Annotated in this window: 16 protein-coding genes and 1 tRNA gene; all 17 read right to left on the bottom strand. The window is 50.8% G+C overall.

Going from position 1 to position 13122, the window contains the following annotated elements; genetic code table 11:
- Positions 1 to 223: 223 nt before the first annotated feature.
- A complete protein-coding gene (aroH, locus tag NST37_RS11515) occupies positions 224 to 589 on the bottom strand; it encodes a chorismate mutase (protein ID WP_024984995.1) in 366 nt (121 codons plus the stop codon).
- Between the two features lie 6 nt (positions 590 to 595).
- Positions 596 to 1696, bottom strand: a complete 1101-nt coding sequence (gene aroB, locus NST37_RS11510) for a 3-dehydroquinate synthase (protein ID WP_227277472.1) — start codon at positions 1694 to 1696, stop codon at positions 596 to 598.
- On the bottom strand, positions 1696 to 2856 hold the full coding sequence (gene aroC / locus NST37_RS11505; RefSeq protein WP_003387080.1) for a chorismate synthase: 1161 nt from the start codon (positions 2854 to 2856) through the stop codon (positions 1696 to 1698). The genes aroB and aroC overlap by 1 nt, the downstream gene beginning before the upstream one ends.
- Before the next feature lie 181 nt (positions 2857 to 3037).
- Complete coding sequence (locus tag NST37_RS11500) at positions 3038 to 3205, bottom strand: hypothetical protein (protein WP_170208335.1); 168 nt, start codon at positions 3203 to 3205, stop codon at positions 3038 to 3040.
- 73 nt (positions 3206 to 3278) lie between these two features.
- On the bottom strand, positions 3279 to 4052 hold the full coding sequence (locus NST37_RS11495) for a protein-glutamate O-methyltransferase CheR (RefSeq protein WP_003387081.1): 774 nt from the start codon (positions 4050 to 4052) through the stop codon (positions 3279 to 3281).
- A gap of 150 nt (positions 4053 to 4202) precedes the next feature.
- Entirely contained in the window at positions 4203 to 4646 is a 444-nt protein-coding gene (ndk, locus tag NST37_RS11490) for a nucleoside-diphosphate kinase (RefSeq protein ID WP_003387082.1), read from the bottom strand.
- Between the two features lie 104 nt (positions 4647 to 4750).
- On the bottom strand, positions 4751 to 5716 hold the full coding sequence (locus NST37_RS11485) for a polyprenyl synthetase family protein (protein ID WP_003387083.1): 966 nt from the start codon (positions 5714 to 5716) through the stop codon (positions 4751 to 4753).
- Positions 5717 to 5735: 19 nt separating this feature from the next.
- Positions 5736 to 6587, bottom strand: coding sequence for a menaquinone biosynthesis protein (locus tag NST37_RS11480; protein ID WP_024984993.1), 852 nt, complete (start codon positions 6585 to 6587; stop codon positions 5736 to 5738).
- Between the two features lie 4 nt (positions 6588 to 6591).
- Complete coding sequence (locus NST37_RS11475) at positions 6592 to 7188, bottom strand: flavin prenyltransferase UbiX (protein WP_024984992.1); 597 nt, start codon at positions 7186 to 7188, stop codon at positions 6592 to 6594.
- The gene (locus NST37_RS11470) at positions 7185 to 8054 is read right to left on the bottom strand and encodes a UbiA-like polyprenyltransferase (protein WP_003387086.1); all 870 of its coding nucleotides are present in this window, start codon (positions 8052 to 8054) and stop codon (positions 7185 to 7187) included. Before NST37_RS11470 ends, NST37_RS11475 begins: the two co-directional genes overlap by 4 nt.
- 42 nt (positions 8055 to 8096) lie before the next feature.
- The gene (locus tag NST37_RS11465; protein ID WP_024984991.1) at positions 8097 to 8816 is read right to left on the bottom strand and encodes a demethylmenaquinone methyltransferase; all 720 of its coding nucleotides are present in this window, start codon (positions 8814 to 8816) and stop codon (positions 8097 to 8099) included.
- Positions 8817 to 8821: 5 nt separating this feature from the next.
- Positions 8822 to 9655, bottom strand: coding sequence for a heptaprenyl diphosphate synthase component 1 (locus NST37_RS11460; protein WP_003387089.1), 834 nt, complete (start codon positions 9653 to 9655; stop codon positions 8822 to 8824).
- Positions 9656 to 9758: 103 nt separating this feature from the next.
- Entirely contained in the window at positions 9759 to 10274 is a 516-nt protein-coding gene (locus tag NST37_RS11455; RefSeq protein ID WP_003387091.1) for a hypothetical protein, read from the bottom strand.
- 43 nt (positions 10275 to 10317) lie between these two features.
- Positions 10318 to 10560, bottom strand: coding sequence for a trp RNA-binding attenuation protein MtrB (mtrB, locus tag NST37_RS11450; RefSeq protein ID WP_003387092.1), 243 nt, complete (start codon positions 10558 to 10560; stop codon positions 10318 to 10320).
- A gap of 40 nt (positions 10561 to 10600) precedes the next feature.
- Complete coding sequence (locus tag NST37_RS11445; RefSeq protein WP_003387093.1) at positions 10601 to 11275, bottom strand: lytic transglycosylase domain-containing protein; 675 nt, start codon at positions 11273 to 11275, stop codon at positions 10601 to 10603.
- Positions 11276 to 11431: 156 nt separating this feature from the next.
- Positions 11432 to 11508: transfer RNA gene (locus NST37_RS11440), tRNA-Pro, on the bottom strand.
- Positions 11509 to 11782: 274 nt separating this feature from the next.
- Positions 11783 to 13054 carry an MFS transporter gene (locus NST37_RS11435; RefSeq protein WP_024984951.1) on the bottom strand — a complete coding sequence of 424 codons (1272 nt, stop codon included), beginning with the start codon at positions 13052 to 13054 and terminating at the stop codon, positions 11783 to 11785.
- Between the last annotated feature and the right edge of the window lie 68 nt (positions 13055 to 13122).

Raw genomic sequence — 13122 nt, 5'->3', positions numbered from 1 at the left:
ACCTGCGTGTTAGAGGAAGAGATAGGGGGAGAATAAAAAAACCAGGAGGATCCCTGGATTGATTGTGTATGCATGCACAATCCCAGCTTGCTCTTCTCTCCTCAGCCTAACTCTTCTTCACTCAACTCTGCTCAATCTCTACTCTGCCGGTTTTGCTTGTTACCGGTAAAACGAGGCACCCTCGTTTTTTACTATACTAAAAGAGGGTGCCCATGATGTCAATCTACTTTACCAAATCCGGCCGCAATTTTACGGCATCCCGCATAAAGACGTGCTCGATTTCGGCTGCTGCTTTATCGGTGTTGACCAGCATCATGACACGGATACAGGAAGGCAGGCTTCCCGGCACCGGTATCTCTCTGGCACACATCAACGGAACGTATTGCCAGCCCTCGATCTGCCTGGCTGCTTGAGCAGGAAACGCCGCCTTTACATCCTCAGTCGTCGTGATTAAGATGCTGGCGATGTCATCTGGTAAAACGTGATTTCGCTTGACCATTTCTTCAAGCAACAGCTTGGTGGAAGAGACAATCTCCTCTTTCGTATCTTTTTCTATCGTAATGGCTCCTCGTATTCCTCGCACTCCCATTTTCTCTTACGCCCCCGATTCTTCATTCATGACTGACAAGATAAGTTCTTCGTCTACCTGAGAAAACAATTCTACGGCGCCGATAGCCCGCGGCAAAACAAGCGCCAGTTTGCCGCCGACAGCCTTTTTATCGCGCTTCATCACTTCCAACACCTTTGCCGGATCGAGCTTGTGCGGCCATTCTGTCGGCAATTGATACTGCCGCAGAAGCCCCCGGGTACGATTGTGAACGCCTGCCTGCGCAATCCCCATGCGCTCCGCCACCTTCGCTGCGAGGCACATCCCGATTGAGATCGCTTCACCGTGATTGAGCGTCGAATACTCGCAGAGGGCTTCAAAGGCATGCCCGAACGTATGCCCCAGATTAAGCAGCGCCCGCTGATTCTGCTCGGTTTCATCTGCCGAAACGATGTTCGCCTTCACTTCACAGCCGCGATAAATCGCTTTGCTCAACAATTCAGAATCCAGCTGCCAAAGCTTTTCTGCGTTTGTCTCCAGCCAGGAAACAAACGTCTCGTCGGCAATCAAACCGTGCTTGAGCACCTCCGCAAAACCGGCAGCACGTTCCCTCTCCGGCAATGAGCGGATTGTGGATGTGTCGTATAGAACGAGCCGCGGCTGGTGAAAGGCGCCGATCAGATTTTTCCCGAGGGGATGGTTGATCGCTACCTTTCCTCCGACAGAGCTGTCGTGCGCCAAAAGTGTTGTCGGCACTTGGACAAAAGCGATGCCGCGCATGTAAGTCGCAGCGACAAAGCCTGCCAAATCACCTACTACCCCGCCGCCAAGGGCGAGGACAGCCGATTTGCGGTCCAATCCGGCAGAAATCGCTGCGGTCATCACTGCTTCATACACGGCGAGGCTTTTTGACTGCTCTCCGGACGCAATCACAAAGGAATGGACAGCGTATCCCTCCGCTTCCAAGGCGGTTTTCAGCATTTGCAGATAAAGCGGTGCCACGTTTTCATCCGTAACCACGAATAACTTGGACGTCGGGGCCAGCCCCGCCTCCCGCAGCATGGGCCCCGCCTGCTGCAAGAGGCCGTCGCCGATGACGATCGGATACGAGCGTTCGCCCAGTTCTACTCGCAAGATTTCTCTATTCATCAGAATTTCTCCGTATAAGCACGGTATTGGCGGACGTTTTCCAGCATGTCATCGAGCGAATCGGATGGGAACTTCTCGCACATCGCCGACGCGATTTCCCAAGCGACCACTGCTTCAGCCACTACGCTCGCGGCCGGGACCGCGCAGCTGTCGGAGCGCTCGATGCTGGCTGAAAACGCTTCGCGGCTATCAATGTCAACGCTCATCAACGGCTTGTACAGGGTCGGAATCGGCTTCATGACGCCACGCACCACGACAGGCATTCCGGTCGTCATGCCGCCTTCCAGCCCCCCTGCCCGATTGGATTTTCGGCTGTATCCGGTCTCTTCGCTCCAGACGATTTCATCATGAACCTGCGATCCCGGCCGTCCTGCCGCTTCGAATCCGATCCCGATTTCGACGCCTTTGAACGCCTGGATGCTCATGACTGCCTGCGCCAAACGGCCATCGAGCTTTCGATCCCATTGAACATGGCTGCCCAGGCCGACCGGAACGCCATCGACGATCACCTCGACGATTCCGCCCAGCGAATCTCCGTCCTGCTTCGCCTGATCGATCGCAGCCATCATCAGCTGTGCAGCCTCCTCATCGAGACAGCGAACAGGGGATTCTTCCGTGCGGGCAATCAGCTCTTCCAGAGGAAGATCGATTCTTTTGGCAACGACATTGCCGATCTGCAGCACCTGTCCGCCAACGCGAATGCCGAACGCCTCCAGCAATTGTCTGGCTACCGCCCCGACAGCGACACGAATCGTCGTCTCACGGGCGCTGGACCGCTCCAGAATATTGCGCATATCGCGCTGATGGTACTTGATCGCTCCATTCAGGTCTGCATGACCAGGGCGCGGCCGGGAAACACGGCGTTTTTCTTCAGCACCCTCGACCGGCTCGACACTCATGATGCCCTGCCAGTGGGCCCAGTCTTTATTTTCGACGACCAGCGTGATCGGAGCCCCGGTTGTATAACCGTGTCTGACACCGGAGAGTACCTTCACCTGGTCCTTTTCAATTTGCATTCTTCGGCCTCGACCGTGACCTTTTTGCCGTCTCGCCAATTGTTCATTGATCGCCTCGACAGAGAACGGCAGGTTGCTTGGAATCCCTTCGATTATCGCCGTCAATTGCGGCCCGTGCGATTCCCCTGCTGTCAAATAACGCATCTCTCGCTTCCTCCATCCTCCAGGCAGCACTTTCTTTTCCCGAACGGGGGCGCTGTCCTTTATCACTTTTAAGCGTTATAATATCATACCTATTACCCCGAGGAAATACAAAAGTGGGAAACTTTCTGAATCTAGACAAAACGCTTCTCTTTTCGGAGAAGCGTCTGCTGTCACGTCCAGTTTAGTAATAATCAGCCAAAAACAAAGGATTCGAAGGAACCGAACGCCGGCTATGATCTGCGCGGACGAGGTCATCCACCTGCGTTTTTTCCGCACCAAGAATTTGACCGCACTCCTGGAGAGTGATCAAGCCTCTTCGATATGCCTCGATGACCTTATGCTTATCCATCTGCTTCCTCCCTATCGGCTTGTTATTCATAGTGTTGGGAAAAAACAGCATGGATATACCCGCTCGGCTCCTTTTACCCTAATTTTCGGTAAAAGAATGTATCCTCTGTTTCAAACTGGTACTGCTGCGGCTGAAAAATCTGCTCCGTGCTGCCGACGAACAGGACGCCGCCAGGCTTTAGGGCACGGCTGAATTTGTGGTAAAGCTCATGCTTGGCCTCTTCCGTAAAGTAGATCATCACATTGCGGCAAATGATCAGGTCAAACCCGGATTCGAACGTATCGGCCAGAAGGTTGTGCTTGCGGAAATTCACGCGTTTTTTTACTTCATCTGAAATGCGGTAGCTCAAGCTGTCCTTTTGAAAATATTTGTCCAGCAAATCTTTTGGACAATCCTGCAAGGCTCTTTCTGTATAAACCCCTTGCTTTGCTTTTGCGATCGCTCCTTCGTCAATATCCGATGCCAGCACCGAAGCGTCCCAGCGATGGCGCAGCAGCAAGAGCGACAGTGTGTAAGGCTCTTCTCCCGTCGAACATGCGGCACTCCAACATTTCAGACGCGGAGACTGACGTACCAGCCTGGGCAAGATCTTATTTTCAAGCACTTCCCAACGCCCCGGATTGCGAAAAAACTCCGACACGTTGATCGTCATGCGATCGAGAAACTCGTAAAACAGCTCTTTGTCTTTTGCGATCGCCTCGAAGTACTGAGCGAATGTCGTATAACCCCGTTTCAAGCGGAGCGAAGTAAGCCGCCGTTTCATCTGTGCTTCCTTGTAGAGTGCGAGGTCAATTCCTGTCATTTTTTTTACGCTGGCGATGAACTGGAGAAAATCCTTGTCTTCCATACTTCGAAATCCCCTTTCGACGACTTACTCATGCGATTCGCGTTTTTTTGACAAAATCCTGCCGAATTTTGTTGCAGATTCGCGAATAAAAGAAAAAGACCCCTTAGCGGAGTCTTTATCCATCTGCGTGATTGCTCTTTGTTCAAGAGCTTAGATCCAGCGTTGGATCGTCTTTTCGTAGGAAAGAACTTCTCCTTGGCCAAACCACAGAGCGATTTCGCGCTCAGCGCTTTCTGGAGAGTCGGAACCGTGGATGATGTTCATGCCAACGGAAGTTGCGAAGTCGCCGCGGATTGTTCCGGATGCAGCGTCTGCAGGGTTGGTTTTGCCCATCATGGAACGAGCGGTGGAAATCACGTTGTTGCCTTGCCATACCATTGCGAATACAGGTCCGGAGGTAATGAAGTCAACCAGTTCACCAAAGAACGGGCGCTCTTTATGCTCAGCATAGTGCTGTTCAGCCAGCTCGCGGCTAACATTCATCAGCTTTGCTCCAACGAGTTGGAAGCCTTTTTTCTCGAAGCGGGAAACGATCTCTCCGATCAGGTTGCGTTGTACGCCATCAGGTTTTACCATCAGAAACGTTTTTTCCATCGTAAGGTTGCCTCCAGTATAGCTTATGTATTGGTATTTCACACACCATCAGAAATTTTATCAAAAGATAGAGGGGCAATCAACCTGCTCCTCAGCAAAAAACGCTAAAATTTGCGATCGATAATAAAATCGGCCACACCGATCAGCGATTTTTTCGTTGAATTGTTCGGCAGGTCGGCGATAATGCTGCGCGCTCTGGCGATATAGCGCTCCGCCAGCCTCTGCGAAAAAGCGATGCCTTCGTCTTTTCTCACCAGCTGGATCGCCTCGTCCACATGGTTCCAGAAGGTATCCTCCCGAATCCATTTTTGAAACTGTTCCCGAGCAATGCCGTGATGAGCCGTGTACATCGCGGGAAGGGTAATGTTGCCCTGGCGCAAATCGCTTCCCGCAGGCTTGCCCAATTGCTTTTCCGTACCGGTAAAGTCAAGGATGTCATCCGTGATTTGAAAAGCCATCCCGACATTGTAGCCGTACCAGTACATCCTGCGGACGAGATCCTCTGTCGCTCCGCTCGCAATCGCCCCCATCTGGCAGCTGATCGCGATCAAGAGAGCGGTCTTGCGCTTGATTCTGCGCAGGTACATACGGAAATTTTGATCCCAGCTGTGCAGAGCCCGCACCTGCTCGATCTCTCCCTTGACCATTTCGACGATCGCGTTGGCCAAAATCTGGTGGAGCTGAGGAATCTTCAGCTCCGTCACAATCGACAGCGCCCGGGCAAGAATGTAATCGCCGGTGTACATCGCTACTTTGTTGTCCCATTTTGTTTTGACCGTATCCCGGCCTCTACGCTTGTCCGCATTGTCGACAACATCGTCGTGCACAAGCGTGGCCATATGAATCAGTTCGAGCGGAACTGCCACGTACTTGAGCCGGGTCACGTCATAGGACCCCCACTTTCCACCAAGCAACACAAATACGGGACGGATGCGCTTCCCTCCCGCCTTCAGCAGGTGCGTGGACGACTGATACAGCTCCCGTACTCCCGTATCGATGGACAGCTCCAACTGATTTTCGATGTACTCCACATCTTTTTTCATCTCAAAGTATATATCGACTAGGTTCATCCGCTCCACCTATTTTCGTTCAACGTAGTTTTTGCCGTCCGGACTTCTCCCACAATTCCACAGTAACCGGTCCCGGAAGCAGTCCCTGCTCCGCCGCGCAGCGATAGTAGTACTCCAGCCCCGTTCTTTGCTCATCGCCAAAAACGTGCTGCAGACCTTGAAAGTATTGGCGCCAATCAGCCTTTTCTCCGCCATAATGCTGATGTACGTACTCGATCAACGGTTCAGGATTGCTTAGATGTTTCTGTTTGCTCTCCAAAAAGGCATTGTGCACCTCGCTGAGCAATTCGGCATGTTCGGCCAGAATCGCCTTGCGGACTGTCCACAAAGCAAAGGTCATGGAATATCCGGTGAAGCGATACCAAAGTTCGCCCAGATCGTAAATCATATAGGGAACACGCTGGCGTATCGCCCTGATCGCATCGTCTCCAATCAGGAGAGCCGCATCGGCACCAAGCATCATTTCTTCAAGTACAGGTGCTTGCATCGAGTAAGAGACTTGCAGCCCGTAAAACTTTTGCAGAATCACTTTCAACAAATTGATGGAAGTAGCTGACGTATTGGTCAAGGCAATTCGCGCCTCATTCAGCTCTTCGATCGGCTTTTTGCTGAACAGAAAGATCGAGCCGACTGGGCCTTTGGCGCTGACGGACAGGTCCGGCAGTACCAGGTAATCCTTCGCATGCTCTGCGTAGCTGAAAGAAGAGATTGGTCCAAGGTCGATCTCGCCGCGGGCCATCGCCTCGTTTAACTGGGCAGGAACCTGCCGGATAAACGAAATCCGATCTTCAAAACGGGCTTGGTCAAAATGAAATGTGACAGGGAAGGTGTTGGTGTATAGGATTTGTCCAATGCGCAAGGACTTTTGCATATTCTTATTCCCCCCAGCGCCGAAACAAAGCGTGCGGCACATCGAGTGCGTCCAATGCTTTGCCTACGACAAAATTGACTAGGTCATCCATCGTCTGCGGTTTTTGATAAAAACCAGGCATGGCCGGCAATATCTTGACACCGAGCCTGCTCAATCGCAGCATGTTCTCCAGCTGGATCGCGTTCAAAGGCGTTTCTCTGGGAACGAGTACGAGCTTTCGTCCTTCTTTCAACATGACATCTGCGACACGCTCAAGCAGGTTGCCTGAGGCACCGTGCGCAATGCCGGAAAGAGTTCCCATCGAACAAGGCACAACAATCATCCCCTCGCAGCGGTACGATCCGCTCGCAGCGGGACAATTAAAATCGCGCAAGCCCCAGTAACGAAGCTCTCCGGGAAAATCCTGCTGAAGCTTTTCCGCCAATAGTCCTTCGCGGTTTTCCGTATTCCAGTCCAGTTCGTCATGAAACACCTGCCAGCCTGCCTCCGTCACCATCAAGTGTACGGTATGCCCGCTCTTCAAGAGCTCCTGAACCAGTCTCACGCCATAAATCGCACCACTAGCACCTGTGATTCCAACAGCCCATGCTTGTGTACTCATGATATCACCAGATCAAGCATGGTAAAAGTAAACATAACCATGCTGAGTATTCCGTTCATATTGAAAAAGGCGACGTCAAGCTTGGACAAATCCGTCGGCTTCACCAAGCTGTGTTCGTACAGCAGAATGGCCCCGGAGATCAAAACGCCGACCAGGAACCAAATGGACAAATCTGCGATCATGTACAGCGACAAAAGGCCGAAGAACGTAATCACGTGGCAGCCTCTGGCAATCAGCAGCGCTTTGCTGATGCCAAACCGGCTTGGCATGGAGTACAAACCTTCCTTGCGGTCAAAGTCCGCGTCCTGACAAGCGTACATAATATCAAAGCCGGCTGTCCAGAACAGCACGCTGATAAACAGCAGAAGACCGGTGCCGTCTACCTGCCCTGTCGTTGCCACCCAACCGCCCAGAGGCCCAAACCCGATCGCTACACCCAGCACAAAATGGCAGAGCCAGGTAAAGCGCTTCGTATAGGAGTACAGAATGAGTACAAAAACAGCTAAAGGCAACAATTTTACCGCAAGTGAATTCAACTGGAAGGCAGCAAAGAACAACACAGCAAAAGACACGACGATGAAGACGACAACTTCTACTATCGAGATCAAACCGGCAGGAATCGCCCTGTTCGCGGTTCGCGGGTTCTTCGCATCGATGAACCGGTCAATCAACCGATTGAGCGACATGGCCGCGCTTCGTGCCCCTACCATCGCGACAGTCACCCATAAAATTTCCATCCAGGTCGGCCACGTTTGCTCTACTACAATATTACCCAATACGGCACCCATAAAAGCAAACGGCAACGCAAAAATAGAGTGCTCGAATTTAATCATTTCCAAAATAATTTTTAATTTACGGAGACTCACAAAATACACTTCCTATCCACTGAAGAGATACCCGATGATTGATCAGGGCTTGGTCCCGATATGCAGTGCAGCCACTCCACCCATGAACAATTTCACCTCAACCGGGTCAAGGCCTGCCTGCTGAAACATGCGGGCAAGCTCTCGGCTATCGGGAAAATTCGTCAGTGACTGTGGCAGCCAGGCGTACTCCTCATACTTGTTAACTGTCCATTTCGCAATCAATGGCAAGATTTTGTAGAAATACAAATAGAAAAGCTGGCGATACGGATAAAAAGGAGGCTTGGACACCTCCAACGACACGACTTTGCCCCCAGGCTTGACCACTCGAGCCATTTCTTTCAACACGGTTTGGATATCAGGGACGTTCCGCAGCGCAAAGCCAATCGTTGCAAAGTCAAAGGAGTTATCCTCGTACGGCAGCTTCATGGCGTCACCGTTTACCAGTTGCACGATTCCGCCCACGCCCCTCTGCGCAACCTTGTATGCGCCTACATCCAGCATATTCTGGCTGAAATCAAGTCCGACGACACGACCATCCTTGCCAACGGCATCCGCTAATGCGATCGTCCAGTCACCCGTGCCGCAAGCCACATCAATCGCCGTTTGGCCCGGTTGGATATTCATTCGCTTCATCGTATAGTTGCGCCAGGCAACGTGGCTGCCAAAGCTGATGACATTGTTCATCTTGTCGTACTCTTGCGCGATGCTTTCAAACACGCTGTGCACGTGCTGTGCTTTTTCTCTCATCTGCATCTCGTTCACTTCCATCACATCTCCTCAATAACCCGTTTCAGACGATTCACGCGGTGGGAATATCGAGATGTAAACCAAACGAGCACGTCCTGGGCTTCAGTCTGATGAAGGGTACGCAATAGCTGTTCGCACATGTTGATCAGTTCAGTCGCTTTTGTTTCAATCCCGGCCAGTACCTGGGCTAGTGTCGCCCCTGGTTTTTGCAGCAAAAAACGGGCAAAGCCGGCAGGAACCTGGTCTTGCCACTTTAATTGTTCCCATTCGTTTATCATGCTTTCCACCGTTGACGTGTCCTTTAGGAGCGACGTCCAGAAGCGGCGTTCTTCCTCCGATTCGGCATACTTGTCAACCATCGCGACGTACAAGCCCGTATCAATGACAGTTCGCAGCTCCAAATACGCTTCGGAGGACAATTTTCCCTCTTTATCTGCCAAATAAAGCTTCATCTTGGCCTCGTTTACATGCTGAATCGCATCCGCCAAGACGCGAATGGCTTCTACTTCACCGGCATGAGCGAGCAACTGGTAGTAACGGCTGCTGTAATAATCGCCTGCCAAAACCGTTAATTGCCTGTTCCGTTCTTCCACAAGTGTATCGCCATAAGCATTTTTGACAGTTTCATGCATGTCCAATCCTAATTGCATGAGGCCGGTTGTAATTGAGAACGTCCGTGCGCGTTCCTTGCCTATTCCCCGGTTCAATAAAAAGAGGTACAACAGCGCTAGCCGATTCTCAGCTATGGCCGGTACGTCTACGTATTGTTCCACATAGGAAATGGATATTCGCTGGTAGATCTGATCGATAATGGCACGGATCTCGTCGATGAATGGGTTTTTTTCTTTGCTCATGCGTCCTCCTCCACAACCTGGTCATTACCTGTTCCGTTCGGTTTCATGCTTTTACCGAGTGTCGGCAAAATACCATCCCTACCATCATACCATACTTCACCCGTCAAGGACTAACTCTCTCGTAAAAATAAGGCTCTACCCGCACCGGGAATCTTGTCTTGACGTGCGTCTCATAATCCTCCACATCCGTCGGTGAGACGAAGTAGGCTGCTCGATCCGGACGATTCGCTTCGATGGCTACAAGCAGTTTGCTCGTGTTCTCTACCTCTTCTTTTTCCAGCAGCCGAAAATATACATGCTCCACATTGCCGGTCAATCGAAAGAGATCGTACGTTACTGCGTAAAAATCATGAAACACCCGATTTGCATCTATCCGGTCTTTTGGACTCACCGCCAGATCGACAAAAACCGACGGATTTTCCCATTTTACACGCTTAATATTATAATGAGTCGTCATGAATGTAAATAAATCCACTACATTTTGTTCACTCAGCTCTACTGGTCTGGCGGCTTGAAAAGCAGGCACATCCTCCTGTTTCCAGGACAATGTCGGAACCCATGACAACATGGCGGCCAGGAACGCGGACATAGCGATGGCGACAAACAGTCTGCGCGGCATAGACATCCCTCCTCACCACCATTGTACAAATAAAAAAAGCAGGCTATGCCTGCTTTTCATCCGACGTATCGATAATCCCGTGATGCGTATAGATCACGGCTTTTCCTCTTACCTTGATCGCGGAGGTGTGCTCGGTAAACTGGGCCAGCATGACCTCGCCCTTGTCCAATTTCTCCGTATGATGGAAACGGGTATCGGAGCCTCTTGTCAAACCGATCACGTGGACCCCGTTTTCTTTTGCCTTCACCACAAAATATTCTTGCTGCCCATTCGGTGTTTGTGCCACCTAAGTTCCTCCTAACTGGCAATTCCGTAGTTTTTCGTTTCTAGGATGTCCCGCCTGGTTCCAAGCGTTTCATGATCTTGTCAACATACCTCTGGGTCTCCTGTGGAAGAAGCTCGTACTTTTGCTCTAGCTCATCATCCGTATCAATGCCCAGGCGGCTGATCCGTCCGGGGCCGGCATTGTAGGCAGCCAGAGCGACCTTCACGTTGCCATCGTAACGGTCAAGCAGGCCGCGCAAGTACTTTGTTCCCCCGGCCAAATTGTCGTCCGGATTATAGACGTTTCGCACATGCAAGGACTTGGCCGTGGCATCCATCAGCTGCATCAAGCCTTTGGCTCCAGCACGAGAGACTGCGTTGGGATTGAAGTTCGATTCTGCGCGAACGACCTCCCGAACCAGATTTTCATCGACGCCGTACGAACGGGCGACTCGGCTAATTTTGTCCAATATGCCCTGCACGTTCTGCGGTGTTTGACTGCTCGATCCGGTTGTATATGTATCAGAAGCATCAGTAAAATCCCAGTCTGTTGATCCGTCTAGCTCGGCCAATATCTGCTCGGCCCGAATAACCCTTTGACCATTTGCTAGTTCCGCTTGAAGCACTTCAGAAAAAGGCATCTCTGCTGAAGGCACATAAGAAGCAGGCTCGCTTTCGCTCAGATCATACCTGTTCATTGCCGACAGATAGGGTTGGATAGGCAGTGACATCTTCATCAGTGAACAACCTTTCTGCTTGTCATTCTTCTATCATATTATAGGGAAGAAAAATAAGGAAGCCAAGAGGCATTTTGACTGACAGAAAAAAAGAAGCCTGACTGATCGATACACAATCAGAGGCTTCTTTTCACAACGAGCTGCTCGCTGTGTGTATGGTCGGAATGCAGGGATTTGAACCCTGGACCTCACCCACCCCAAGGGTGCGCGCTACCGGGCTGCGCCACATCCCGAAAATCATTCAAGCGTATATTCGGAAATATCCAATCACAGCAAACTTGAAAGTTTTTGAACTTGACATTCCACGCTTTCAGGACTTATTTTATCATACATTTACTCACCTTCGCAAGAAAAAAACCAGCCCGCCATAATATGAAAAAGTGCGGACGGGCTAGGTTTTTTGAACAGAGCTCTTTTTACAGCAATACGATACCCCGCCTTGAATGCAATCAGAAAATCACCTTGAAGACTCATTCAACTCAGATGAGCGGGCATCACTGCTTTTGCCTATTGTACTTGCTTGGTTTTGCCTCCCTGCTCTTGCTCACTGCTGACTTTATCCAAATCGGCTGCCGACCGCATCAATTTGCCCATAGAAAAGGCTATTCCTAGCGCCGCCATCAGCAATAGGCCAGCAAGTACGAGGTAACCTGCCGCTGCCCCGGTGTAATCAAGCATGACGGTGAACAAAGCGAGCAGCAGCAGCCTCATCAACGTACCGACCGATCTGAAGAAGCTGATTACCCTCCCCATAAATCGATTTGGCACCAGCTCCATATACAAAGTTTGCCGGATAAGCCGGGTCGAGACATTGCACCAGCCTAATAGGGCAGATAGCAGTACAAAGACCCAGGCTTTCGGCATGGCAACTGTCAAAACAAGAGCGATCGCCATCAGCACGTAGGTAAAAACCATATAAGGAAATGCACCGAATTTTCGGCAAAGCAAGACAACCAGCACTCCTGCCACCACTGCTCCAATCGAATAGGTAACCTCCCCAAGTGAATAGATCCTTACATCGCTCTGCAATGCTTGGCTCACAAAGATAGGGTTCAGAAGATTTGCCAGCATCACGGCTAGAAATGGCATCAGAGCCGAGACGCCAAAAATCAGAAAACCACGTCTTTCGTTGATATAGACCCAGCTTTGGTGAAATTGCATCATCCAAGATGTTCGAGGGGCCGTTGCTTTCTGTTGTTCCGTGGAAAACGCATACTCCATTCCCCACAGCATCAGAAAGGCAAGCAAGTACGTCAATGAGTTAATCAGCAATACCGCCTGCAACCCAAAGCTCTCCAAAAGCAGCCCGGAAAATGCTCCAGCCAGGACCAGAGCAGATTGGTTTTCCATCTCCAGCAAGGAGTTGATCGACTTGTAATGCTTTTGGTCAAATGCTTCCTGTACGAAGGCAGCCTGTGCCGGTTCGTGAATATGGAGCATAAACGTGGATGCCAAAAAAATGAGGACCATCATCCACTCATGGTAGGCACCGAAAAATCCCCATACTGTCAAAAGCGCTAAAACAGTAGAGCCTCCCAGCTGTTCGACCTGCAATATCGCCTTGCGCGAAAATCGGTCAATCAGTGTACCTGAATACGGTCCGATGAGAAGCGTCAATATTGAAGAGATAAGCATCGCAGAGCCAAGCAAGCTGGCTGAGCCTGTCGACTCAACCAAATGCCAGGAGATCCCAATCATGGTCATCCCCTGACCAAATCCTGAAAATAAATTTGAAAAGAACAACCTCCGAAAATTCCGATTGCCAAAAACCTCTCCCACTTCCGTCACTCCTTCGGTTTATTAGGGCTGATGGGGGATCAATTTTCAACCTATTTTGCAGCCCTAAT

It is taken from the genome of Brevibacillus sp. FSL K6-6036 (assembly GCF_037964015.1).
Taxonomy (GTDB): Bacteria; Bacillota; Bacilli; order Brevibacillales; family Brevibacillaceae; genus Brevibacillus; species Brevibacillus borstelensis.
The sequence above is the reverse complement of the archived record's forward strand: the minus strand, read 5'-3'. Positions and strand labels throughout refer to the sequence as shown.